Origin of the sequence: Anabaena cylindrica UHCC 0172 (genome assembly GCF_034931625.1) — a bacterium.
Lineage (GTDB): Bacteria > Cyanobacteriota > Cyanobacteriia > Cyanobacteriales > Nostocaceae > Anabaena > Anabaena cylindrica_A.
Map to the genome: position 1 here is coordinate 1 of NZ_JAYGGY010000027.1, position 26,266 is coordinate 26,266.

Sequence of the window (26,266 nt, forward strand, 5' to 3'; positions counted from 1 at the left end):
GCCTCAACCCAACCTACCATATAATAACTTTTGAGCCTTAACCGAGCAGTATTGACTCCCCACCATATAGAGCAAAAAATTCCGTCGCGTTTTTTTAGCAGATGGAATTTTGCTATTACCAGGATTCGTTTCTTCCATATTTTTCGCGTTGCTTCCTTAGCGGTTAACAGTACTCATATCAGGGTAGCGATTCCTGCGGAGCGCTTCTCTCCGAGACGCTACGCGAACGTTATCGCCTGCCGCTACTCCTTTGGGTGCAACAATCTCCAGGCGATTCAATTCATCTGGTGTGAGAATAATCTCCACTGCGGCAATGTTTTCTTCTAAATAAGAGAACTCCACAAAAAAGATGATCCAATAACTATACTGGTTTAGTAAAATTTAGGTTTTCCGTGAGTTGAATGATAAATTTTGGACGCATCAGGTTGGCTGCACACTGAGATTATCTTCTCTCATTATAGGATCAATCATTCTGTGGAGTTCTCTAATGGCTGGTATTTTATTTCTCCGTCCCTTACTGAAAAATAAAATATAAACAGATAAGAGCGATCGCTCTTTGCTTTCGTTCATTTGTTAATTTTCACCTTCGTTGCTCAGAATTTCTATAGAATTCCTGGCTATCAACTGGCTGTAAGATATGGGTGTCTGTACCAAGACAAGCGTCCACAACGGAATTGTTTATAAATCTATTATCGTCAAATGCGATTAATTCTCTACAGTAAACCCGGTTGTCATCTCTGTGAAGGCTTACAAGAAAAGCTAGAACAAATCCAAACTCTCAGTTTAGAGTTAGAAATTCGGGATATTAGCACCCGTGAAGATTGGTTTGCGGCTTATCAGTATGAAGTACCAGTTTTATTTTTATCGAACCGCAGAGGCGCAGAGGACGCAGAGGTTACACAACCTTTACCCCGTCCCTCTCCCCGTGCAAGTGTCAAGCAATTGGAACAAATGCTTTTAAAATATATTCCCAATCCAGAAAAAAATAATGCAGAATAATTGCAAGATAAGGTTGTATTGAGGTTCACTTGATGAAAATACGGGAATTATTAGCGGTTCTTAATCACTTAGAATATACCAAAATTGCCGACGTGGAAGTTACAGGAATTAAAACTAACTCCCATGCTTGCACAAAAGGGGATTTATTCATCGGAATGCCAGGAACAAGAGTTGATGGGGGAGAGTTTTGGCAAAGTGCCATAAATGCCGGTGCAGTGGCAGCTTTGATATCTCCAGAAGCGGCGTTAAAACATCCTCCCAAGTCCTCTGATCCAGTAATTGTCATTGAAAACATCAATAGATTATGTGCTTTAGTTTCTACGGCATTTTATGGGTATCCTGGCCGCACATTAAAAATGGTTGGGGTGACGGGTACAAATGGCAAAACTACTACAACTCATTTAATTGAGTATTTTCTTAATCAAGCAAGTTTATCTACTGCTTTATTTGGTACACTTTACACTCGCTGGCCTGGTTTCTCCCAAGTGGCAGCTTATACTACTCCTTTCGCTGTAGATTTACAACAACGTTTATCAGAAGCGGTTAATGCTGGTTGTGAGTTTGGAGTGATGGAAGTAAGTTCTCACTCTTTAGCCCAGGATAGGGTTTTTGGTTGTGCTTTTGATGTGGCAGTATTTACTAATCTTACCCAAGATCATCTTGATTATCACAAAGATATGGAAGATTATTTTGAGGCTAAAGCATTATTATTTAGTTCTGATTATTTGCAAGAACGCGCTATTATTAATGCTGATGATAAATATGGACAAAGATTAATTGCTAGTTTCAATAAATTGCAATGTTGGACTTACAGCGTTAACGACAATAACGCCGATTTTTGGATGAGTGGTTTAAGTTATCAACCTCATGGTGTGAGTGGAATGTTGCATACACCAAAGGGTGATGTGGCTTTTAATTCGCCTTTAGTCGGTCAATATAATTTAGAAAATCTTTTGGCTGCGGTGGGTGCGGTTTTACATTTGGGGTTAGATTTGCAATTGGTAGCAAATGCCATTTCTGATTTCCCTGGTGTTCCTGGACGTATGGAACGGGTGCAAATTAGTGATAACCAAGATGTGAGTGTAATTGTCGATTATGCCCACACTCCCGATAGTTTGGAGAATTTGCTCAAAGCTGCACGGCCGTTTATCCCTGGTAAAATGATTTGTGTGTTTGGTTGTGGGGGAGATCGCGATCGCACTAAACGTCCTAAAATGGGAAAAATTGCCGCCCAGTTAGCTGATGTGGCTGTGGTGACTTCAGATAATCCTCGCACTGAAGACCCAGAAAAGATTCTCCAAGATGTGTTGGCAGGGATTCCTGATACTGTCCAACCAATGGTAATTTGCGATCGTGCGACAGCAATTCACACCGCTATTTTACAAGCTCAACCCGGTGATGGCATATTGTTGGCAGGTAAAGGCCACGAAGATTACCAAATTCTCGGTACTGAAAAAATCCACTTTGACGACCGAGAACAAGCACGGGAAGCTTTACAAGAGAGAGCAGGTGACAGGTGACGGGAAGAAGCAGGGAGCAGGGGGAGAATTTTCTATAGCTTCTTTCTTCCCAGTACCCAATCCCCAGTACCCAATCCCCAATCCCCAGTTCAATCTAATAATCGAGCGTCGGAAAGGTGAGAAGTTGCCATAAATCAGTTAAATTAACTATGGAGTTGCTGATTGTAAAATACCAGTCGCCGAGAATTAGTTCCTAAATCTGCTTTATTTGAGCCACCATAGAGGCCAATATGCCAAGAACACAGAAAAACGATAACTTTGTTGACAAATCCTTCACAGTCATGGCAGACCTGATCCTCAAACTGCTGCCAGCTAACAGAAAAGCTAAAGAAGCATTTGTTTATTACCGAGATGGAATGTCCGCTCAGGCAGAAGGGGAATATGCCGAAGCACTGGATTATTATGAGGAAGCTCTCACCCTAGAAGAAGACTCCAATGATCAGAGTTATATTCTCTACAATATGGGGCTGATTTACGCTAGTAATGGCGACCACACCAAGGCTTTAGAATATTATCACCAGGCTGTTGAGTTAAATCCTCGTCTACCCCAAGCTTTGAATAATATCGCGGTTATTTATCACTTCCAAGGTGAAAAAGCCAAAGAAGAAGGTGATAACGATGCTGGAGAAGCACTGTTTGACCAGGCCGCAGATTATTGGATTAGAGCAGTTCGCATGGCTCCTAATAACTACATTGAAGCCCAAAACTGGTTAAAGACCACAGGGCGATCGCAAATTGACGTATTCTTTTAGCTAAATTGGTAATAGGTAATTGGTAAGTTTTTATCCTACCTATTCCCTGTTCCCTATTCCTTATTCCCACTAACAATGATTGATCGTGAACAAGTTCGCAAAGTTGCTAATCTCGCTCGTTTAGAATTGACACCAGACGAAGAAGAGCAATTTACCACCCAACTGGGCAGCATTCTGGAGTATATCGAACAACTGAGTGAACTTGATGTCACCGATGTTCCCCCAACAACTAGAGCTATTGATGTCAGCAATGTGACGCGAGAAGATCGCCTACAGCCCTACCCTGACAGAGAAGCCATCCTCCGCAGCGCCCCTGAGCAGGAAGGTGACTTTTTCAGAGTACCAAAAATCCTGAATGCTGATTAGAACTGCCAGAGATTCTGTCGTAAAAAATCAAAAATGGGCATTTTGATCATCCCTTGGCTTGAGCCAGGGGATTATTTGTAAGCATTTTTAGAAAAATCTGGTGTCCTCTCAGCAATTTCCAATATTTCTCTTCATACTCTTGGTAAACTTCTTACTCTGCTTGATTGGTTGCCAACCAGTTAAACAAATCCTCAATAGCTGTAAAATCTAACAACGCTTCACCCAGTGCTTCCAACTGATTTAGAGAAAGAGTTTGGATTTGCTTCCTAATTTCTTCAGGTAATTCTCCAAAGCGTTTTTTTAGTAGTCGCACCACAAGATTTTGCTCACCTTCTGCTATTCCTCGCTCGTAGCCAATGCGCTCGCCTGTAGTAATGTAGGTCATAGTTCGCTCCTGTTCAAATTGTTTAAAATCTTGCCAAAACTCTTCTTCCAATGCTTTTGGTAACATCATAACCCAGTCGATAAAGCGGTAAAGATTACGAATATCTTTTTCTTGCAAACCTTGTTCATACAATCGTCGAATTAAGCTAAATTTCCAGGTTTTGCGTTCTTGTGGTTTTTTACTTGTTTGTTGGGTTTTTAAATGTGCCATTACCACCGTTGCAAAAGGATTATCGCTGGCTTCTAATTCTGCCCAACGGTTTTGGTAATCTAGTAGTTTGACTGTGCCAAATTCAAAATTTAACCTGGTATCAGGATAATTATAACTGTATTGGTGTGGTCGCCAGTTGGGATCTACATCGCATAAAATAGCCAGACTAATAGCAGGTTTGCCAAAATAGTCAAAAATTCGTAAGTTGTAGGAGAACATTCTTTTGGGGAAGAGTTCTTCTGGTTTTGCTTGAATTTCTATATGTATCAACAGCCAAATTTCTTGTCCTTGGTGTTGCCAAGCCTTGACTAATTTATCTGCATATCTTCTTCCTTGTTCAGCATCACGGGCGATTTTTTGAAATTCTTTATCGAGAAATTCGTGGGGACGTTCCCAGTTAATTAATGCGGCTGTTTGTGGGAAGAAAAATTGCATTGCTTGAGGAAAGTAGGCTTCTAATATTTCTTTCCACGGGCTGTCTTGGTCGGCTCTTTCGCGTTCTTTGGTCATGTGTTATTTGGTAGATGCTACAATTAGTTTATATTATCTGTGATGAGTTAATAAAGGCTGTTTACAGGGATTTTTAGGTAAATAAATTACATTTTTTATCTCACGCAAAGGCGCAAAGGCGCAAAGGAAGAGAGAAAAAAAGTGTGGTTGAAATAAATAAAAAATTCTGTCGCAAGTAAATTCACTATTCAAATCGCATTACTTCTTCAATATGAGCAGGTAATTTAGTATCTTGATCGATATTTGCTGATTCAATCTGGTGTAATTCTAGATTTTTAGCTTTAGAAAGGTCTACTTTTTGAAGGTTTGTTTGAAACAAGGTTGCTAAATGCAGGTTCGTTGAGTCTAAAGGAAATGAATCTTTTAGGGTTGCTTTATTAAATTTTGCCTGACACAATTTAGCTCCAGCAAAGTTCATTTTTTCCAAAACGGCTTCTGAAAAATTTACCCATTGGAGACTCGAATTCCAAAGAGATACATCTTGCAAACTAGCTTCTTGGAACGACGCACCGTCCAAGTTGCTGCAATAGATATCAATCCTCTTTAAGTTTTTTGCTCTATCAAGATTTGCGGCTCTGATATCAATAAAAGTTAAATCCAACCTCTGATTTTCCTTTTCATTCTCGCAATTACGTCGTCCTAAAAAAAGAAGATAGAAAAAACAGCCGCTAGAATTATCAACAAATTCTTGAAAGACGCTGTGTTTTGCTCGTACATAAAATAAATTGTTCTCCTCATATTTCAACAACAAGCATAGGTGTAAAGTAAAATAACATTTATTGTAGGTTGGGTTGAGAAACGAAACCCAACACCCCTTGCGATCCTACCGCTAATGTTGGGTTTCACTTTGTTCTACCCAACCTACAAAAATTAAATTCTTTACCATCAGGGGAACGCTAGAACCGATAAATCTAAATCCCCATATCTCAACAACAAGCATAAGTGTAAAGAACCTTGGAAAAATCTAACTGTTTAAGTGCAGAAGGCTGAATAAAAAAGTTACCAATTCCCACGTCTCCCCACATAATTGAATGCTCATCATCAGAGTCCATTTGCAATAACAGAAAATCGTAACCTTCCTCTCCCTCCACATTTTCTCGATCATCATTTTGGACAAATCCGGGATATCCTCCTAAACGGTGTCCTCCTAGTGATTCCTCATATTTCTCTTCATACTCATTGGTAAGATCATCTACGAGTTCTTCTAAAGAATTTTCCATTGCTTTAGTGAGATTACTTTGTTTAAAAATGGGAAAATGGCTTTTAACTAAGTTTCTAAACTGATAATCTGATGCACTCATAGGAGTTGATTTGATAGCGAAATTCAAAGACAGACAGTCTAATAATGGTAAACCTATACCTGGAGGTAAAAAATCAAAGTTATCTAGGAGATTATCAATATTTAAATCTGGTTCAGGAAAGTAAATAACTCGGAAAGTCGTTTGTGCTAATTGGGGATATTCTTCAAGACCATAGGCTGTTTCACCTGCGGCTTCAATATAAAATTGAAGTATCCCTTTTTCTGGTAAATCTTCTAATGTAGGAGTTTCAGAAAAATTGATTTGTGCTAAAAGATGCAGGGGAGTACCATCTGGAGCTTTGGGATAATCAAGATGTTTAGGAAAGTAAGGTAAACCACCAAATTTACTTTGCCATAAGGTAATTTCTGTTGTGGAAAATGGCGTAATTTCTATAGAAGGTTTGATAATTGTATTTGCAAATTTATCTACCTGATTTTTTAATTCTAAGAACATTCTATACAATTCATCTGGGGTAAAATCTTTGTTATTTTCGTCTACTGGGATAGATTCGATATCATACCAACCATGTATGAGTAATTCTTGAATACTTTGATTAAAAAAAGCTTCTGCTTCTGCTTCAGAAGAGAATTGATGAAGTTGTTGATAATGGGTAACATTGCAGCCGTCTAGATGAATTGATGTTCTGAGTGAACTTAATCTCAGTATTTTATTGGATTTCATGATAATTAATCTCCGCTATGGGTAGGAATAATAGAGATTTTAATCAAAAAAAATCGTAATTGATAATTCTAGAAATTAGGAATTACAAATTACGAATTCTTATGAATTATGCTGTGAGTTTCGCTAATACTTTTTCTACAGCGTGCAATGCTTGATTGATTTCTACCTCTGTGACAATGAGAGGAGGTACAAACCGCACCACTTTGGGTCCAGCGGGAACAAGTAATAAACCCTCTTCCATAGCAGCTTTGACTACTTCAATGGCAGTTAAGGGAATATCTGCTTTGATTTCCATGCCGTTGATTAAACCCCAACCGCGCACTTCTGAGATATGCTGAGGATATTTGAGTGCGATCGCTCTTAATCCCTCTCGCAAATGTGCGCCCTGTTCCTGCACATTCTGCAAAATATTCTCTTTTTCCAAAGTTTGGCAGACACTTAAAGCCACACCGCAGGCAAAAGGATTACCGCCAAATGTACTCGCGTGTTCCCCTGGTTGGAAAATATCGCAGAACTTCTTACTCATCATTGCACCGATAGGAATACCCCCACCTAGTCCCTTCGCACTGGTGAAAATATCAGGTTCTACACCCAGATGTTCATATCCCCATAACTTGCCACTGCGTCCCATACCCACTTGCACTTCATCGAACACTAATAAAATGCCGATTTCATCACAAATTTGACGCAACCGCTTGAAGTAGGCAACATCCCCAGGACGCACTCCACCTTCCCCCTGCAATGGTTCAATCAAAACCGCCGCCACGCGATAATTACCTTCATCTAACTCGGTAACGGCTGCTTCCACTGCTCTGATATCGTTGTAATCGACATAATGGAAACCGGGAACTAGAGGATCAAAGTGTTTTTGATACTTGGGCTGTCCGGTGGCAGTGACAGTGGCTAAAGTCCGTCCATGAAAACTGGCATTGGCAGTTAAAATGATCGGGTGAGAAATATCTAAAACTGTGTGGGCATATTTCCGCACTAGTTTAATTGCTGCTTCGTTGGCTTCTGCACCAGAGTTGCAGAAAAACACACTATCAGCACAGGAATGATCAACAATCCATTTGGCTAATTCACCTTGTTCGGGAATATAGTACAAATTAGAAACATGGTGCAGCTTCTGGATTTGGCGTGTTACCGCTTCTACCATTGCTGGGTGGGCGTGTCCCAAAGTACAAGTAGCTATGCCGGCAACAAAATCCAAATATTCCCTACCCTGGGTATCCCACACACGGCAGCCAGCGCCCCGTTCTAAAGCCAATGGAAACCGGGCATAAGTGGACATGACAGCCTCATTGAAGCTATCCGCATCGAAAGGTGTAGATGGCATAATACCTGACTCTGGGGGGATCGTGGCTGGTTCAACTAGAGTTTGGAAACTCACTACCGCTCCTCCTGAAAATCCTTTATCGTATACTCTACTAGTTTTTTATAAATAATTAAAAATTTCTGAAAATTTCTAATTATTTCGCGCAAATATCTCTTTCTCTTAGCTTAACGCTCAGATATCCTCAAACGAGTATCAGCAATAAAAAAATTTGTGTATTCTACCCCACATTCAGCAGGTAAAACCAGAAAAAAGGTATTTTAATCTAAGTGGACTGAAGGAAGAAGGAAGTGAAAGCAGAACTACAAGTAGATGTTAAAGACATTGACCATTTAGGGATAATCGCAGGAATTATATCTGTATGAAGAACTGGGATTATATTGTAGATCATCTAAATACGCAGATTGCAACTTAGTGAGGCGCAAATTATCGTAGGGTGAACGGCCGTTCTAACCGTACACTATGTAGTTAAATAAATCACCTTTAGGTTTCATTTACTGAAATTACAACTTATTCTAATCTTAGTTATTTCTTAACCAAGTGGGATTACAGTTTTATTCACAGGCATTTAAATGTCAAAAATGACCACTATAGCGACAATTGAAGTTACTCAACTATCAAAAAGTTTCAAAGGTAAATCAGCACTTAATCATCTATCTTGTACAATTCAAGCAGGTGAAATGGTGGTGCTTTTAGGTGCATCAGGTTCTGGTAAATCTACCCTATTGAGGCATCTCAATGGGTTGCAGAATGCAGATAAAGGCTCCGTTTCAATTTTTGGTAGCACTTTACAAGCAGACGGAAAATTACATTCCCAAATTCGGGCTTTGCGGTGTCAAATAGGCTGCATTTTTCAACAATTCAATCTGGTAAACCGATTGACAGTGATTGAAAATGTTCTTGTTGGTAACTTAGCAAAGTTATCTTTGGCACGTTCAGCATTACATTTATTTACAAAAGCTGAAAAAATTCGAGCATTATCTGCATTAGAAAGAGTAGGAATTCTAGAACAAGCTTACAAGCGAGCTTCAATGCTATCCGGTGGACAACAACAACGAGTTGCGATCGCACGTTGTCTGATGCAAGGAGCAAAAATCATCCTCGCAGATGAACCCATAGCATCCCTAGATCCTGAATCTGCACGTAAAGTTATGGAGTTGTTAGTTGAACTCAATCAACAAAATGGTATCACCATCGTAGCTTCATTGCACCAAATCCAAATTGTCCGCAATTACTTCCATCGTGTAATTGCTTTGAGAGATGGAGAAGTAATGTTTGATGGTGCAATCTCAGAAATAAATGACAACAAGCTCAATGAAATTTATGGTGCAGCTACAGAAGAACTTGTCATGAAAGGACATGGAGAACTTTTAGCATAATACATAATAAAAGTACCAACAAAAGTGCAATCTGAATTATCAGAAATTATGATTACAAAAATGTAAGAAGTCAGGAGTCAGGAGGAAGAAGGAAGAAGAATATTTTTCTCTTCTGTTCCCTGCTATATCAAATATTCTGTATCCTGAATCCTTACACAAAAATAAATATTTAAGTTGCGATTATTATCAACACACAATTAACTACAAAATACAGGAGCAAAAATGGACAGACGGTTATTTATTCAACAAACTTCTTTATTCACTCTAACTTTAGCTAGTACTAAAATTCTTTCAGCTTGTACTGCGGCTGATAATAATTTAGAGACTGCAACCAAAACTTCATCAACTAGCAAAGCTGAAATTAAAGAGATTAACTTTGGCATCCTTTCTACAGAGTCCCAAGCTAACCAAAAGCCACTTTGGGAACCGATGATTGCCGCAATGTCTAAAGAAATAGGCATTCCCATTAAACCTTTCTTTGTCACCCAATATGCAGCAGTTATAGAAGCCATGCGCTTTGGTAAAGTTCAAGCAGCTTGGTTAGGTGGTAAATCCTACATTGAAGCTACAAAAAATGCTAATGCTGAAGTATTTGCTCAAGTTGTTGCGGAAGATGGCACAAAAGGCTATTATTCTCATTTAATTACTAACAAAAATAATCCTATTCTTAAAGAAGCTAAAGCCGAAGGTGGGGATAAATACGTCATCAAAAATGCAAGTAAACTCACCTTTGCCTTTAACGATCCCAGTTCTACATCTGGATTTTTAGTACCTAGTTATTACATCTTTACTAAAAATAATATTGATCCTAAAAAAGCGTTCAAACGGCTAATTTTTGCAGGTAATCATGAAGCTTGTGCTATGGCTGTTGCTAATCAACAAATAGATGTGGCTACAGTTAGTGATGAAGCTTTAGCACGACTAGCATTAACCAATCCTCAAGCTAGAGAAAAAATTGAAATTATCTGGAAATCAACCATGATTCCTAGCGATCCTCTGGCATATCGCCAAGATTTATCAGCAGATATTAAGAAGAAGTTTCAAGATTTCTTCTATAATTATAAAGACAAAGAAGTTTTAGCAAAATTTAAAATTTCTGGCTTTGCTCCCGCTGAAGATAAAATGTGGAATCCAATTAGAGAACTTGATATCTCTAAGCAAATTCAAGAAACGAAATCTAAGGATAATCTTAGTGCGGAAGAGAAAAAGACGAAATTAGATGAATTAAATAAGCAACTCAAAGAAGTTCAATCTAACTAATTAAACATCTCCGACAAAAATGTAGAGATGTTCCATGAAACTTCTCTACAATGATTCTGGATCATGCATATTTAATTTTCACCAGATATCCATTCCATTCATTCGATGCAATTTAAGAATTCAGGAGTCAGGAGTCAGAAGAATATTTTTCTCTTCTGTTCCCTGCTATATCAAATATTTTGTATCCTGAATCCTTACGATGCAATTAACAATTGGCTATAATTTGGTTAATTATTAATAATTAATTAATTCCAATATTGACAATGGCAGAAATAGGAAACATCAGCAACAATCATCACCCTCTCACTACATCTCCAGCCGTAATAGAGATGTTAAACCAAGAAAAAAAACTAGTAACTAAAAGTAGAGTTTTTTTAGGAATAATTACTGTTATTGCTTTAATTTTTTCCTACATTCAGAGCGAAATTAATTTGACGGACTTACATGGAAGTGGTAGTAATATGGCAGAATATATTAGTGCCTATTTCCCCCCAGATTTTAGTGATTGGAAATATTATCTATCAGAGACTTTAGTGACAATATCAATGGGAATTTGGGGAACATTAATGGCAACTATTGTCGCTGTTCCTTTATCTATATTAGCATCAGAAAATATGTGTCCAGCTTGGATTGTCCAACCAATGCGACGTTTATTAGATGCTATGCGGGCAATCAATGAAATTGTCTTTGCACTCATCTTCGTTGTCGCCGTTGGATTAGGTCCATTTGCTGGAGTTTTAGCTTTATTTATTAATACCTTAGGTATTTTAGGCAAACTATTTTCTGAAGCAGTAGAAGCAATTGAACCGGGCCAAGTAGATGGAATTAAAGCCACAGGTGCTAACAAAATTCAAGAAGTTATATTTGGTGTGATTCCCCAAGTTATGCCTTTATGGACTTCATTTGCACTCTATAGATTTGAAGCCAATGTCCGTGCAGCTTCGGTATTAGGTATTGTTGGTGCGGGAGGAATTGGAGTTGCTTTATATCAAAGTTTTGGATCTTTTGAGTACCAAAAAATTTGTGCAATTCTCATTATTTTGGTTTCGGCTACTAGCATTATTGATGTACTATCAGCTAAGGTAAGAAATTGGTTAGTTTAGGAATGAATTATCGAAAATTTAGTTATGACAACCGTAACACAAAGACAGGAATGGATAGCAATATTAGCTAAAGCTGATTTAGAAAGTTTAGAAAAGCTTGTCAACGAATTAGGAACATTACCAAACTATAGCTTTTTACGATCGCCTGAAATTGGTTTAGCGATGGTGCGGGGACGCGCAGGAGGGACAGGGGAGGCATTTAATCTCGGAGAAATGACAATTACTCGCTGTGTAGTGCAGCTAGAAAGCCAAGGAAACGATACTGTGAGCGGATTTGGGTATGTTGGGGGGCGATCGCGCCGTCATGCTGAACTAGCAGCCCTCTGTGATGCCTTATTACAATGCCCCAATTGGTTTACTGATATTCACACTCAAGTAATTCAACCCCTACAAACAGAAATTCAACACCAACAAGAACTCAAACAGCGTCAAACAGCCGCCACTAAAGTTGACTTCTTCACCATGATGAGAGGGGAAGGATAGGAGACAGTATCCCATTGTTTGGAAGGCAGGGGCAGGGAGCAGGGGGCAGGGAGAGGAAAAAGTCGTTTTGATTCAGTGAAATTGGATAATTTATTTTGTGGAGTTCTCTAGATGAATAAAATCACACATTTACCAGGATTTCCAGACCAAATTCATGACTCACAAAGGACATTTAGGGCATTACTAGATGCTAATGCTAGACCAGGAACAGCATATTTAATAACGGCTAATTTGACCATTCCCCAAGGATTAAATTCGGGTTGTGCCGCAGCTTGTTTAACATTATTTGATTTGGATGTACAAGTTTGGCTTCAGCCTAATTTTGAGCCTCAAGTAAAAGCTTGGTTGTTATTTCATACAGGTTGCCGTTTTACAACACAACCAGAACAGGCAGATTTTGCAGTAATTCAAAATATGGATAAGTTTATAGAATTATCTAATTTCAATTCTGGTACACCAGAAAAACCAGAAACTTCAACAACGTTATTAATACAAATAAAAAGTTTGTCAGCAGGAGAAACAGTAGTATTAACAGCCCCAGGTATTTTAGAACAACAAATTATTACTCCCACAATTCCTCTCCATTTTTGGAAATTTTGGGCAAAAAATCATCAAATTTATCCATTAGGATTAGATGCCTTTTTATTCACAGAAAATTCTGTAATTGGTTTACCACGCACTACAAAATTAGGAAGCTTATAATAAATCGTCTCCATTAATTAATGTCATCTAAGAATCATATAAATCTCTGAAATCATCAAATTTTCTTAGGGAATAAAACAATATTTATGAACCTTAATATTCTTGCTGCCAATCGGGAAGATTTACCTCTATTAATTCAGCTTTATGCCGATATGGATAATGAAACACCTTTAGAAAAAGAAAAGGCTGAAGAAATCTGGGATGCTATGAATAAAACTCCCAATTATCAAATTTATCTTGCATTTCAAAACCAAGCACCTGTAGGTACTTTTAGCCTTGTTTATATTCCTACAATGCTGAATCGAGGATATCACAAATTTGCAGTCTTAGATGCAGTCACAGTTACATCTAAATTGCGAGGACAGGGAATTGGTAGCGAAATGATAAAAGCCGCAATTCAAATCTGTGCTGATGCAGGATGTTATAAAGTTATCCTGTCTTCTAATTTGCAACGAGAAAAGGCTCATCAATTCTATAAAAAATTAGGATTTGAACAGCATGGTTGGAGTTTTAAATGTGTAGTAGGGAAATAAAAAATTATGCCTTATGTTGCAGTTAAAGGCGGAGAAAAAGCAATTAAAAATGCCGAAGCTTTACTTCAAAGTAAACGCCGGGGTGATCCGACAATTCCCGAATTAACTATAGAACAAATTGAACAACAATTAACCCTAGCAGTAGATAGAGTTATCTGTGAAGGTAGCTTATATGATCGGGAATTAGCAGCCCTAGCAGTGAAACAATCTTGGGGTGATTTAGTAGAAGCAATTTTTTTAGTTAGAGCCTATCGAGCCACATTACCACGTTTTTACTATAGCCAACCAATAGACACTAGTAAAATGCAAATTCAGAGGCGAATATCTGCAATTTTCAAAGATGTCCCTGGAGGGCAAAATTTAGGTGCGACTTTTGACTATATCCATCGTCTTCTAGACTTTAAATTGATGGCTGAAGGAGAAGCCCCGACAACACCAGAAGCAGAAGCAATTACCGAACCGATACCTCGTGTAATTGACACATTGGATCAAGAAGGTTTAATGCAGTCAGAGGTTGCAGAAAAAACAGGAACAGAACCATTTGATTTAACACGTCAACCTTTAACTTTTCCTGCTGAAAGAGATGCAAGACTGCAAAATTTAGCCCGTGCAGATGAAGGATTCTTATTATCTTTAGCATATTCTACCCAACGAGGTTATGGCAGAAACCACCCTTTTGCGGGAGAAATTCGCATGGGAGAAGTAGAAGTAGTGATATTTCCAGAAGAATTAGGATTTGAAATTGCGATCGCTAATATCACTATAACCGAAGTCCAAATGGTCAATCAATTTAAAGGTAACAAAGAAATACCTGCTCAATTTACCCGTGGATATGGACTCACATTTGGTTACAACGAACGCAAAGCCATGTCCATGTCACTCGTAGATAGAGCAATGCGTGCTAAAGAATTAGACGAAACAGTAGAAAATCCCGCTCAAAATATCGAATTTGTCCTCTACCACTCCGACAACGTAGAAGCACAAGGATTTGTTCAACATCTCAAACTCCCCCACTACATCGACTTTCAAGCCGAATTAAACCTAGTCAGAAAAATGAGAAACCAATCAAAAGAATAATGTAAGAATTCAGGAGTCAGGAGTCAGGAGTCAGGAGGAAGAAGTTACAATATTTTTCTCTTCTGTTCCCTGCCATATCAAATATTCTGTATCCTGAATCCTTACAAAATAATAACTCATCCTCTCCGCGCAAAAATCCATATTCTCAAACAATCAGGTAAATCAGTGCTACCAACAACAAAACTAGCTATTCAAGCAGTCGATATCCTCACTCCAAACGGTTGGATTTCAGATGCAACCGTATTAATTGAAAATGGAAAATTTATCAAAATAGATCAGACAATTACTCCCCAGGGTTTTAATATCATAAATGCCAAAGGACTGCAAATGTTGCCGGGAATAATTGATTTACACGGTGATGCTTTTGAGAGAATGATTTGCCCCCGTCCAGGAGTGAACTTTCCATTACCAATCGCAATTGCTGACAATGATCGTAACCTAATCGCATCGGGAATTACCACCTTTTTCTGTTCAATTACAGATTCCTATGAACCAGGTTTAAGAAGTCGAGATTCTGCACGTTCCTTAATTGATTTCATTTTAGGAACAGGAAAACAGGTTTTAAGTTGTAATCATCAAATTCATATTCGACATGAAGAAGCTAATACTAAAAATCATGATGAATTATGTAATTGGCTAGAATCTGGACGAATAAATCTTATATCCATTAATGACCATTTACCACCCGCAGGAGATGAAGCTAAATTAAAACGACTTCTCAAGGGTTTGCGGCAAAGAATAGCCCTTTCTGAACCAGAAATAACCGAATTAATAACTCAAACAGAAAAAAATAGACATCAGGGATATGAACAAGTAGAAGAATTAATTGCAATTGCCCATAGTCATAAAATTCCCGTAGCTTCCCATGATGATGATTGTGAAGAAAAAGTAGCTTTAAGTCAACGTCGTCAAATTGCGATCGCAGAATTTCCTGCCAGTATCCCTTTAGCTGCACAATCCCGTGATTACGGTGCAGCAGTTCTCATGGGTGCGCCCAATTTAGTGCGTGGTGGTTCCCATGTCGGCTATATGAGTGTCGCAGAAGCCGCTAAACATGGGGTTTTAGATTGCCTTTGTTCAGACTATCATTACCCTTCCTTATTTCATGCTCCTTTTAAATTACAAGAATTAGGTTTAATGTCTTTTGCAGAAGCTTGGAAATTGGTTTCTAGTCATCCAGCAGCAGCAGCAGGAATTGGTAATCATAAAGGTCAAATTTCCCCCGGTTTAGATGCCGATTTTCTATTGATATCTCCTCATAACCCCCTACATTCGGCAATTTCTTCTGTTTATATAGGTGGTAAAGAAGTTGCTAAATATCAAATTATCTAATTTACCAGCATCACTCAACAAAAATTTTGACAATATTGAGTTTATTCTCATCAATTGGAAATATAGCACCATTTTAGAAAATTCAATAATGACAAACCCTCTGTCACCTAATTCCCATACTCCCAATACGGGCTTTAATTTTGCTTATTTAGATGAGCAAACTAAGCGTTCAATTCGGCGTGCTTTATTAAAAGCTGTGGCTATTCCTGGTCATCAAATTCCTTTTTCTTCTAGGGAAATGCCTATGTCTTATGGTTGGGGTACAGGAGGAATCCAAGTCACATCTGCTGTAATTGGTCAAAGTGATGTTTTAAAAGTAATTGACCAAGGTGCAGATGACACAACTAATGCTGTTAATATTCGGCGGTTTTTTAAAAAAGTTTGTGATGTCAAGACTACAGAAAGAACCGAGGAAGCAACAATAATTCAAACTCGTCACCGCATTCCCGAAACTCCATTGCAAGATGGACAAATTATGGTTTACCAAGTTCCTATTCCTGAACCTTTACGCTGGTTAGAATCATCAGCAACTGAAACTAGCAAAATGCACGCTTATCAGGAATATTCAGGTATGTATGTCAAGTTGTATGAGGATATTACTAAACATGGATATATCGCTACAGCTTACGATTATCCAGTTATGGTACATAATCACTATTTGATGAGTCCTAGTCCCATTCCGCGTTTTGATAATCCCAAATTGAACATGAGTCCGGCATTACAATTATTTGGTGCGGGAAGAGAAAAGCGAATTTATGCTATTCCACCTTATACAAAAGTGAAAAGTCTGGATTTTGAAGATCATCCTTTCAGTGTGGAAAAATGGGATAAAGCTTGTGAATTTTGTGGTTCTCAAGAAAGCTTTTTAGATGAAGTCGTAATTGATGATCAGGGTGGCAGGATGTGGATTTGTTCAGATACAGACTACTGCAATCATCAACAACAGCAGAAATGAGATGAAACCTATTTTACAAGTTCAACAACTAACTAAATCTTACGGTAATATCAAAGCGTGCGATCGCATCTCCTTTGATCTCTATCCCGGTCAAGTTCTCGGTATTGTGGGAGAATCGGGTTCGGGAAAGTCAACTTTACTGCAAGCAATTGCCCATAATCTCTCTATTGACGCAGGTAATGTAATTTACTTAACTCGCAGTGGAGAAGTCTTAGACATTACCCAAATCCCTGAACCTAAACGCCGTTGGTTAATGCGAACCGAATGGGGCTTTGTCCAACAAAATCCCCGTGATGGTTTACGTATGCAGGTGAGTGCTGGGGCGAATATCGGCGAACGTCTCCTAGATATTGGTGTCCGCAATTACAGTCATATTCGCCAAGAAGCTACCCATTGCTTACAACAAGTAGAAATCGATCCTCTGCGAATAGATGACCTACCAGTCACATTTTCAGGAGGTATGCAGCAACGTTTACAACTTGCCCGTGTATTAGTTACAAAACCCCAATTGATATTAATGGATGAACCAACGGGAGGATTAGATGTATCAGTGCAAGCAAAATTGTTAGACTTATTGCGATCGCTTGTGCGGAATTTTCACCTCAGCGTTATTTTAGTCACCCATGATATCGGTGTTGTCAGGCTTTTAGCACATCGTCTCCTCGTTATGCAACAAGGACAGGTAGTGGAATCAGGTTTAACCGACCAGGTACTTGATGATCCTCAACATCCCTATACCCAGTTATTAGTGAGTGCTGCTTTAACACCATGAATTTATTAATGACAACACCAACTAATATTTCTACAAACACCCTCCTCAAAGTTGAAAACTTGCAAAAAAGCTTTACTTTACATCAGCAAGGAGGTGTGAAATTACCTGTTTTAAACGCAGTATCACTAAATGTAAATGCCGGAGAATGTGTAGCCCTATCAGGAGAATCAGGTGCAGGTAAATCTACATTCATGCGTTGTTTATATGGCAACTATCGTGCTGATAGCGGTTCAATATGGGTAAAACATCAAGGAAATTGGCTTGATTTATGTCAACTTCCACCCCATGAATTGCTAATAGTGCGACAGAAAACCATCGGTTATGTCAGCCAATTTTTACGAGTCATTCCTAGAGTACCAGCCTTAGAAGTTGCCGCAGAACCACTGTTAGAACTAGGCGAAACCACAGCAACCGCTGCTGAAAAAGTACGCAACTTATTCCATCGTCTCAACCTACCAGAAAGATTATGGCATCTCTCCCCCACCACTTTTTCCGGAGGAGAAAAACAGAGAGTTAATATTGCCCGTACCTTAGCCGTTCACTATCCAATTTTGCTACTAGATGAACCAACCTCAGCCCTAGATACTAAAAATCGCCAAATAGTGATGGAACTCCTCAAAGAACATCAAGCTAGAGGTTCTGCCTTAATTGGTATTTTCCATGACGAAGAAGTGCGAAATCAACTATGTAACCGAGAGTTGATTTTTGCCTAAGTGATTCTCGTTCTGGTAATATTGATAATTAAATAATTGGACAGAATTAATTACACAATGTCATTGCGTATCCCTGACGGGAGGCGTTAGCCATATGGAACAATGCTTATTGAAAAACCGTGCTACATCAAGACTAAACTTTGTGATAAAACTAGTTAAATTTATACAAAATTTAATAATTCGCTGACAATTTAATAAATATGAAGAAGTTTAATTTTATCTGAAAGTTAAGCTAATTAGTTCTCACTGTATGAACAGTACTAATTTTGAGTCAATTAAAAATTTTTTTCTCCTCAAGTAAATAAAATTTAAGTAACAAATTTGCTATGCTGATCAGCAAATCTGGTAAAATAAAGTAATCTTTTGTCAATTTTCTCCAGCAAAAATCTCAAAAATACCGATAAATTGCGATTTGAGAAAATTTGAAATCAGCATTTGTACGGATAGTCTACAAATAAATAACCAGTAAAATGGAGCTTCAGTGGAAAACACATTTGAATCCCTAAGTATTGCTGTATAGCCAACCCATACTACATTCAAAAAATATCACCAGGAGGTAAATTAAAAAAATCATTCTATATCAACTCATTTTGAAATGATACTTTCAATCAAGGCTAACAACCGCGATATAGCAATAATATTAGGAACTTCATGGGTGCTATTCATATTGTTCATATCTCAGAAATTTTTGTCAATTTCCAAAATAACACTCATTTGGATGTGCTTAATACAAATTTGATAGAGGCTGACTTATTGATTATTAGGAACAAAATATGACTAACTCAGAACTCATGGAATCTCATAACTTACTCAATGAGTTTAAAACCTGTACTCAAGTCCAATACAATGGAAAATTAAATATCAAAAGTTCCAAAGGAAGACAATGGACTTTCTTCTATCGTCTAGGCAGAATAGTATGGGCTACAGGTGGCACTCATCCTTTTCGACGTTGGCGCAGATACATGAATCAATATTGTCCCCATATTGACTTAAATAAAATCCGTTGCCGAACTGAGGATATTGCTCTTGATTATTGGGACTACAACCTCTTAAACATTTTACACAAAAGACAAAAAATTCAACGAGAACAAGTTCAATCCATTGTCGAAAGCACAATTGCAGAACTATTTTTTGATCTAGCACAGGAAGTAGACTTTGCTTCTGTGAGTTGTGATCTGAGCCAGGAGGTAATATTAGAAATGCCAATGAGTTTTACAAGTGCAGATATGTCGATTAAGCATATGCAAGACTCGTGGGCAATTTGGTCAAAAGTCGGTTTAGCAAATATTTCTCCTAATTCATCACCAATATTGAGGAAAACCGAACAACTCCAGCAGATGGTTAGTCCATCTGTATACAAAAATTTTGTTAGTTTAATTAATGGCAAATACACTTTGCGGGAACTAGCAGTAAAAATGAAACAGGATGTCATGCCTGTTTCTCGTTCCTTACTTCCCTATATCCTCAAAGGTATTATTGAGTTAGTAGAAGTACCTGATTTGCCTTTACAAGTCAGTGAATCGGACAAATCTGCCTCCAGAAAACCAAAACCCCAAATTGATCGGAGAATGACACCACTTATAGCTTGTGTGGATGATAGTCCTCTGGTTTGTAAAATGTTAAGTGATATTATCACCACCAATGGCATGAGGTTTACTCAAGTTCAAGAGGCAGTGCAAGCTTTACCTATTCTGATTCAGGAGAAGCCAGACTTGATTTTCTTGGATTTGATCATGCCTGTAGCTAGTGGCTATGAAATCTGTACTCAATTACGACGCATTCCTGCCTTTGCTAATACACCGATAATTATCCTAACTGGCAACGATGGCCTCTTAGATCGGGTTCGTGCTAAGGTAGTTGGCTCGACAGATTTTATCTCTAAACCGATAGTGGCTGATCGAGTCATGGCTATGATCCGCAAATATTTACCTACACAGGTTAACTCAGTAGTTAAAAATACTGCTAATTCAAAAGTTTCTAATTAGGTTAACGTACCAAATTTAAGATTAGCCTATTCATCACAAAACACTTGTATTAAATTTGTTTTTTTGTTCGTAGTTAAAACCCACCTGAGGAAAGTTGTAAATAGAACATAAATCACCCATTTACATTTGTTAATTTATGTTGAATACGTAGATTGACGGATGAAAATATATATACAATGCTTGAAGATAGGATAACAATGCAGAGTAGTGTGTATTTTGTATAAAGTTTATTCTTTCTAATTGCACATCTAAGTCTTGGCTGTCAGGTTGAAATTAATTTAATAGGTAATTGCTATGAGTACTATTTTAGTAGTTGAAGATGGACTGACTGATATGGAAATTATCAGCCGTTACTTGCAACAAGCTGGCTATTCTGTAATCTCTGCCACCAGCAGTGAAGAAGCACAAAAAAAAATAGATGCCAATAAACCCGATGCCATATTACTAGATGTAATTTTACCGGGCAAAAGTGGTTATGAAATTTGTAGAGAACTACAAAACAACCCTAATACTAGCCAGATACCCGTAGTTTTTTGCTCTACCAAAAATAGTGAAGTTGATAAAATTTGGGGTAATATGTTGGGCGCTAAGGCTTACTTATCAAAACCAGTAGATAGAGAAGAATTAGAAATTACTTTGAAAAAATTGATCAACAAATAAATCAGATTGCATTGATGTTTTCATTGATTTGTTACTTAGTGCAGTAAAAAAAGGTTAAAAGGCTGATAAAAATTGTTTTCATCTCTCTTTTTCTGCCTCCTGTTTTCTTACACTAGTACAGGTTTGCATAAACAAACCATTCTCAATCGCTAAAAAACTTACTCCATATTACTTTTGATTTTTGACTTGATAATTGAGTTTTAATTACTGAATAGTGACTTTAAAATAGCTGATGATAAAGGAAAATCTATTTTGGACACCAAACAAAAATTTTTAAGCTTTCATTTGGGAGTAGAAGATCAAGCAATAATTTCGTTGCAGCACATCACAGAAGTATTACGAATTTCAGTGCCAGAAATATGTGGAGTTCCACAGATGCCTAATTGTGTATTGGGTATTTATAGCTGGCGTGGCGAAATGCTGTGGCTGGTTGATTTAGAAGAAATGTTAGGTTATCCACCTCTTGTACAAAGTACAAATTTACTCTCAAAAATGATGGCAATTGTGTTAGAAAATGAGGGTAAATACTTGGGTTTGTTAGTGCGCCAGTTAACGGATATTGAATCCATAGATACCCAGCAAATGAAAATCCCATCTCCTGACTTATTTTATCCAGCAATGTCACCTTTTCTGCATGGATACTTTACAAATGGTGCAGAGCAAATGATTTTTAGTTTAGATGCTCTAGCGATTATCCAATCGCCTATGTGGGGAAATCACAACTAAAAAATCTGCTTGTAGATAGTGATTAAACAAGTAATGTGCATTTTAATCATTTAACATTTTTTGGCTCTAAAGTTCAAGCTATTACTAACTAAAAAAATAGGATTGAAGGTAAACAAATGACAACTTTATATCAAAATAACGAAGATAGAGGAAATATCTTTGCTGAACCAGAAAAATTAGACAAACAAAATGGTAATACAGTCGTAAATGTTAGCCATAATGATACGTCTACAGCTAGTGCTATTACTCAGGAATTTAAAATCTGGCGACAAAGATTTCAATATATAACAACTCAGATGCGTCAAGTGCCAGATATGGATACTTTACTAAAAGTAACTGTGGCACAAGTTAGGGATAAAATTGGTGGCGATCGCGCCTTGATTTATCAATTTACTAATTCTGATTCTGGAACTGTTTTGGCAGAATCAAGAACTACAGGTTGGACACCATCTTTAGGTGAAAATCTGCCAGCTATTCTGTTTGGTTTATACACCGATCAAGATTACATTGAAGCTGTAGTAATTGACGACATTAATCAAATTCAAGTTACCCCCTATCAAAAACAACTACTTGATAAATTTCAAGTCAAAGCTAGTTTAAGTTTGCCTATTTTTGTTGATAGTAAAGTATGGGGCTTGTTAGTGGTTCATAGTTGTGGAGTAGATCGCCATTGGCAAGAGACAGAAACCACTCTTATATCTCAAATTAACACAGAAATTGCGTACAGATTGCAGAGCTTTAAATTACAAAAAGAATTGCAACAGTCTACCTTAGCCAAGCAATCAGTAGCTAAAGTTATTAGCAAAATTTTGCAGCAGCCAGATGTTGATAAGATTTTTCAAACCACCACTCAAGAAGTACGCCAATTGCTGAAGTGCGATCGCGTCGGTGTTTATCGCTTTAACCCAGACTGGAGTGGCCAATTTGTCTCCGAGGCTGTAGGTAATAACTGGACAAAAATCGTTACCCCAGATTTCAAAATGGTCTGGGAAGATACCCACCTCCAAGAAACCAAAGGTGGTAGATATGCCAAGGGTGAAACATTTATCGTTAATGACACCTACAAAATAGGTCTAGCTCAGTGCCACATTGAGATATTAGAACAGTTTGAAGCCAAAGCTTATATTATTGCTCCCATTTTCTCAGGGGAAAAATTGTGGGGTTTATTGGCAGCTTATCAAAATACCGGGGCGCGGGAATGGCAAGACTGGGAAGTGAGCTTTTTAACTCAGATTGGTTTGCAATTTGGTGTGGCTATCTCCCAAGGAGAATATCTGGAACAAGTGCGGAAACAGTCGGAACAACTAGCACAGATTGCTAAACAAGAGAAAGCCTTAACTAAGATAGTTAACCGGATTCGTCAATCATCAGAGTTAGATGATATCTTCAAAACCACCACTCAAGAGGCTCGTCAGGCTCTCAAATGCGATCGCATCGCCATATATCACTTCAACCCAGATTGGAGCGGCAATTTCGTCGCTGAATCAGTAGGATCTGGATGGGTAAAACTTGTTGGTGCTGATATCAATACCTTGGTGGAAGATACCTTCTTACAAGAAACTAAGGGAGCTAGGTTTAATAAAGGTGAGAGCTTGTGGGTAAATGACATCTATCAAGAAAATATTACCCCCTGTTATTTGGAACTATTAGAACAATTTGAGGCAAAAGCTTATATCAATGTCCCCATCTTTTTTGGTAATCAGTTGTGGGGATTATTAGCAGCTTATCAAAATACAGAGCCAAGGGAATGGCAAACCTCTGAAGTTAACTTTTTGAGTCAAATTGCTTTGCAGTTTAACCTAGCCAAATCACAGTTAGATTATCTAGAAACAGTGCGCTTAAAAAATGAAGAATTAGCGCAGATTGCCGAACAAGAAAAAACAATTAACAAAATAGTCAGCCGTATCCGCCAATCTTTAGATGTCGAAGAAATCTTCAAAACCACCACTCAAGAAATTCGCCAAGCTCTGAAATGCGATCGCGCCGCAGTCTATAAATTTAGCCCGGATTGGGGTGGTGAATTTGTACATGAATCAGTAGGTACTGGCTGGACAAAAGTAGTAGGGCCAGATATCAAAACCGTCGTGAATGATACTTATTTACAAGACACAAAAGGCGGTAGATATGCCAAAGGCGAAACCTTTGTTGTCAACGACACCTATAAAATCGGTCTTGCTCCTTGCCACATCGCCATCCTAGAACAGTTTGAAGCTAAATCTTATGTGATTGTGCCGATTTTCTTTGGTGAAATACTGTGGGGCTTATTGGCAGTTTATCAAAACACTGGACCCCGTGAATGGAAAGAGTCAGAAATCAGCTTTTTACAACAGATCGGACTGCAATTTAGTCTAGCCAAATCACAGTTAGATTATATAGAACAAGTAAAATTGCAATCTCAGGAAATCAGTCAACTGGCTGAACAAGAAAAAACAGTTAACAAAATAGTCAACCGTATCCGCCAATCTTTAGATTTAGAAGAAATCTTCAAAACATCCACTCAAGAAGTCCGTCAATCACTAAAATGCGATCGCGTCGCTGTTTATCGCTTCCACCCCAATTGGAGTGGACAATTTGTCGCCGAATCCGTAGGTGCTGGATGGATGAAAGTTGCTACTCCCGACTTTAAAATGGTTTGGGAAGATACCCATTTGCAAGAAACCCAAGGTGGTAGATATGCCAAGGGTGAAAGCTTCGTCGTCAATGACATCTATCAAACTGGTCATGCTCAATGTCATCTAGAGGTTTTAGAGCAGGTTGAAGCCAGAGCTTATATGATAGTCCCCATCTTCTATGGAGAAAAACTCTGGGGCTTACTGGCAGCTTATCAAAACTCAGGAACTCGTCAATGGCAATCTAGAGAAATCAACTTTTTAGAGCAGATAGGCTTGCAAATCAGCCTCGCTAAATCGCAGATAGACTATATAGAACAAGTACAGTCCAAATCGGAAAAACTCGCTCAAATAGCTGAACAAGAAAAAGCCATCAGCAAAATAGTCAACCGCATCCGTCAATCTTTAGATGTAGAAGAAATCTTCAAAACCACCACCCAAGAAGTTCGCCTACTCCTAAAATGCGATCGCGCAGCTGTCTATCAATTCACATCTGATTGGGGTGGCGAATTTGTCGCCGAATCTGTAGTTAGTGGGTGGGTGAAACTAGTCGGACCCGGTATCAAAACCATCCTCAACGACCCTTGCTTACAAAATAACGAAGGTGGGCGCTATAAAAAAGGTGACACTCTGATAGTCAACGACATTTATACAGCCACCCTTGATCCATGCTACATAGAAATCATCGAAAAATATGAAGCCAGAGCTTACATCATTACTCCCATCCTATTCGGAGAAAAACTCTGGGGCTTACTCGCAGCTTATCAAAACTCAGGAACTCGTGAGTGGGAAGAATCAGAAATTAACTTAGTATCTCGTATCAGCGACCAACTAGGACTAGCTTTACAACAAACTGAATACTTGCAACAACTACAAAATCAATCATCCAAACTAGCAGCAGCAGCCGATAGGGAAAAAGCCGCTAAAGAACTACTGCAACAACGTTCTATTCAACTGCTCAGAGCCATTGGTCCAGCACTCAGTGGTGATTTAACAGTCCGCGCCCCCATCACAGAAGACGAATTAGGCACAATTGCTGATGCCTACAATGGCACTCTGCAAGCATTAGAACAAATCGTTATCCAGGTACAAACCGCATCTCAGCAAGTTGCTCAAACCTCTATCAATAGCAATTCTTCACTAGTAGGATTAACGGATTTAGCCAAAGAACAATCCGACGAAATCACCCAAGCCTTAAACGATATTCAACAAATGGTAGATTCTACCCAAGCGGTAGTAGCCAATGCCCAATTAGTGCAAGTTGCGGTACAACAGGCAAACAAAACTGTAGATTCTGGTGATACAGCCATGAACCAAACAGTAAATGCCATTCAAGCCATTCGTGAAACTGTAGCCCAAACCAGTAAAAAGATTAAACGTCTGAGTGAATCATCACAAAAAATCTCGAAAGTAGTGAACTTAATCAGCAACTTTGCCACACAAACCAACGTACTCGCTTTGAATGCCGCCATTGAAGCTACTCGTGCCGGTGAATATGGTAAAGGCTTTGCAGTAGTAGCAGATGAAGTGCGTTCTTTATCACGTCAGTCAGCAGCAGCTACTATCGAAATTGAAAAATTAGTCCAAGAAATTCAATCAGAAACCGGAGAAGTTGCCGTGGCAATGGAAACTGGTATTAGGCAAGTAGTAGAAGGGACAAACTTAGTTAATGAAACCCGCCAAAACTTAAATGATATTGTTTCTGCAACTGCGGAGATTAGTCAACTAATTGAGCGAATTACTGAAGCAACTCAAAAACAAATGAGCCAATCAGTAACAGTAACAACATCAATGAATGATGTAGCGGCAATTGCTAACAAGACCTTTGTTGAATCTCAAGAAATTGCGATAGTGTTCCAAAATTTATCAGGAATGGCACAAGATTTATTAACAACTGCTAGTAAGTTCAAAGTCAAATAA

At 38.3% G+C, this 26,266-nt stretch carries 25 protein-coding genes; 19 read left to right on the forward strand and 6 right to left on the reverse strand.

From position 1 onward, the window contains the following. Positions 1–156: 156 nt before the first annotated feature. Positions 157–342, reverse strand: a complete 186-nt coding sequence (locus VB713_RS09430; protein WP_323311303.1) for a hypothetical protein — start codon at positions 340–342, stop codon at positions 157–159. 78 nt (positions 343–420) lie between these two features. Next, complete coding sequence (locus VB713_RS09435) at positions 421–570, reverse strand: hypothetical protein (RefSeq protein WP_323311304.1); 150 nt, start codon at positions 568–570, stop codon at positions 421–423. A 129-nt stretch (positions 571–699) separates the two neighbouring features. Between VB713_RS09435 and VB713_RS09440 the strand changes: the two genes are divergently transcribed. The 4 genes from VB713_RS09440 to gatC all read left to right on the forward strand — a co-directional run bounded on the left by VB713_RS09440 (position 700) and on the right by gatC (position 3,637). After that, positions 700–999 (forward strand): glutaredoxin family protein, encoded by a 300-nt coding sequence (locus VB713_RS09440; RefSeq protein ID WP_323311305.1) that lies wholly within the window; start codon positions 700–702, stop codon positions 997–999. A gap of 32 nt (positions 1,000–1,031) precedes the next feature. Next, positions 1,032–2,519 carry a UDP-N-acetylmuramoyl-L-alanyl-D-glutamate--2,6-diaminopimelate ligase gene (locus tag VB713_RS09445; RefSeq protein ID WP_323311306.1) on the forward strand — a complete coding sequence of 496 codons (1,488 nt, stop codon included), beginning with the start codon at positions 1,032–1,034 and terminating at the stop codon, positions 2,517–2,519. Between the two features lie 230 nt (positions 2,520–2,749). Beyond that, positions 2,750–3,271 (forward strand): photosystem I assembly protein Ycf3, encoded by a 522-nt coding sequence (locus VB713_RS09450; RefSeq protein WP_323311307.1) that lies wholly within the window; start codon positions 2,750–2,752, stop codon positions 3,269–3,271. 75 nt (positions 3,272–3,346) lie between these two features. Beyond that, complete coding sequence (gene gatC / locus VB713_RS09455) at positions 3,347–3,637, forward strand: Asp-tRNA(Asn)/Glu-tRNA(Gln) amidotransferase subunit GatC (RefSeq protein WP_323311308.1); 291 nt, start codon at positions 3,347–3,349, stop codon at positions 3,635–3,637. 151 nt (positions 3,638–3,788) lie between these two features. Here the strand turns inward: gatC and VB713_RS09460 are convergent, their stop codons facing one another. From VB713_RS09460 to VB713_RS09475, 4 genes are all read right to left on the reverse strand, one after another. Further along, positions 3,789–4,742 carry a DUF4351 domain-containing protein gene (locus VB713_RS09460; protein WP_323311309.1) on the reverse strand — a complete coding sequence of 318 codons (954 nt, stop codon included), beginning with the start codon at positions 4,740–4,742 and terminating at the stop codon, positions 3,789–3,791. Positions 4,743–4,926: 184 nt separating this feature from the next. After that, positions 4,927–5,343, reverse strand: coding sequence for a pentapeptide repeat-containing protein (locus tag VB713_RS09465; protein ID WP_323311310.1), 417 nt, complete (start codon positions 5,341–5,343; stop codon positions 4,927–4,929). A gap of 325 nt (positions 5,344–5,668) precedes the next feature. Next, a complete protein-coding gene (locus VB713_RS09470) occupies positions 5,669–6,724 on the reverse strand; it encodes a YwqG family protein (RefSeq protein ID WP_323311311.1) in 1,056 nt (351 codons plus the stop codon). Between the two features lie 106 nt (positions 6,725–6,830). After that, positions 6,831–8,114 carry an aspartate aminotransferase family protein gene (locus VB713_RS09475; RefSeq protein WP_323311312.1) on the reverse strand — a complete coding sequence of 428 codons (1,284 nt, stop codon included), beginning with the start codon at positions 8,112–8,114 and terminating at the stop codon, positions 6,831–6,833. Between the two features lie 524 nt (positions 8,115–8,638). Between VB713_RS09475 and phnC the strand changes: the two genes are divergently transcribed. The 15 genes from phnC to VB713_RS09550 all read left to right on the forward strand — a co-directional run bounded on the left by phnC (position 8,639) and on the right by VB713_RS09550 (position 26,266). Continuing rightward, the gene (phnC, locus tag VB713_RS09480; RefSeq protein ID WP_323311338.1) at positions 8,639–9,436 is read left to right on the forward strand and encodes a phosphonate ABC transporter ATP-binding protein; all 798 of its coding nucleotides are present in this window, start codon (positions 8,639–8,641) and stop codon (positions 9,434–9,436) included. Between the two features lie 222 nt (positions 9,437–9,658). Next, a complete protein-coding gene (phnD, locus tag VB713_RS09485) occupies positions 9,659–10,696 on the forward strand; it encodes a phosphonate ABC transporter substrate-binding protein (RefSeq protein WP_323311313.1) in 1,038 nt (345 codons plus the stop codon). A 263-nt stretch (positions 10,697–10,959) separates the two neighbouring features. Then, complete coding sequence (gene phnE, locus VB713_RS09490; RefSeq protein ID WP_323311314.1) at positions 10,960–11,799, forward strand: phosphonate ABC transporter, permease protein PhnE; 840 nt, start codon at positions 10,960–10,962, stop codon at positions 11,797–11,799. Positions 11,800–11,823: 24 nt separating this feature from the next. Beyond that, positions 11,824–12,282: a phosphonate C-P lyase system protein PhnG gene (gene phnG / locus VB713_RS09495; RefSeq protein WP_323311315.1), complete on the forward strand. Its 459-nt coding sequence runs from the start codon at positions 11,824–11,826 to the stop codon at positions 12,280–12,282. 111 nt (positions 12,283–12,393) lie between these two features. Then, complete coding sequence (phnH, locus tag VB713_RS09500; RefSeq protein WP_323311316.1) at positions 12,394–12,984, forward strand: phosphonate C-P lyase system protein PhnH; 591 nt, start codon at positions 12,394–12,396, stop codon at positions 12,982–12,984. A gap of 86 nt (positions 12,985–13,070) precedes the next feature. Then, positions 13,071–13,517: a GNAT family N-acetyltransferase gene (locus VB713_RS09505; RefSeq protein ID WP_323311317.1), complete on the forward strand. Its 447-nt coding sequence runs from the start codon at positions 13,071–13,073 to the stop codon at positions 13,515–13,517. 6 nt (positions 13,518–13,523) lie between these two features. Next, positions 13,524–14,594 (forward strand): carbon-phosphorus lyase complex subunit PhnI, encoded by a 1,071-nt coding sequence (locus VB713_RS09510; RefSeq protein ID WP_323311318.1) that lies wholly within the window; start codon positions 13,524–13,526, stop codon positions 14,592–14,594. A gap of 165 nt (positions 14,595–14,759) precedes the next feature. Further along, entirely contained in the window at positions 14,760–15,926 is a 1,167-nt protein-coding gene (locus tag VB713_RS09515; RefSeq protein WP_323311319.1) for an alpha-D-ribose 1-methylphosphonate 5-triphosphate diphosphatase, read from the forward strand. Positions 15,927–16,014: 88 nt separating this feature from the next. Further along, complete coding sequence (locus VB713_RS09520; RefSeq protein ID WP_323311320.1) at positions 16,015–16,881, forward strand: alpha-D-ribose 1-methylphosphonate 5-phosphate C-P-lyase PhnJ; 867 nt, start codon at positions 16,015–16,017, stop codon at positions 16,879–16,881. Position 16,882: 1 nt separating this feature from the next. Further along, entirely contained in the window at positions 16,883–17,653 is a 771-nt protein-coding gene (phnK, locus tag VB713_RS09525) for a phosphonate C-P lyase system protein PhnK (RefSeq protein ID WP_323311321.1), read from the forward strand. 8 nt (positions 17,654–17,661) lie between these two features. Further along, a complete protein-coding gene (phnL, locus tag VB713_RS09530; protein ID WP_323311322.1) occupies positions 17,662–18,366 on the forward strand; it encodes a phosphonate C-P lyase system protein PhnL in 705 nt (234 codons plus the stop codon). Between the two features lie 773 nt (positions 18,367–19,139). Then, entirely contained in the window at positions 19,140–20,351 is a 1,212-nt protein-coding gene (locus VB713_RS09535) for a response regulator (RefSeq protein WP_323311323.1), read from the forward strand. Positions 20,352–20,645: 294 nt separating this feature from the next. Then, a complete protein-coding gene (locus VB713_RS09540; protein ID WP_323311324.1) occupies positions 20,646–21,011 on the forward strand; it encodes a response regulator in 366 nt (121 codons plus the stop codon). 252 nt (positions 21,012–21,263) lie between these two features. Beyond that, positions 21,264–21,737, forward strand: coding sequence for a chemotaxis protein CheW (locus tag VB713_RS09545; protein ID WP_323311325.1), 474 nt, complete (start codon positions 21,264–21,266; stop codon positions 21,735–21,737). A gap of 116 nt (positions 21,738–21,853) precedes the next feature. Further along, positions 21,854–26,266, forward strand: coding sequence for a GAF domain-containing protein (locus VB713_RS09550; protein WP_323311326.1), 4,413 nt, complete (start codon positions 21,854–21,856; stop codon positions 26,264–26,266).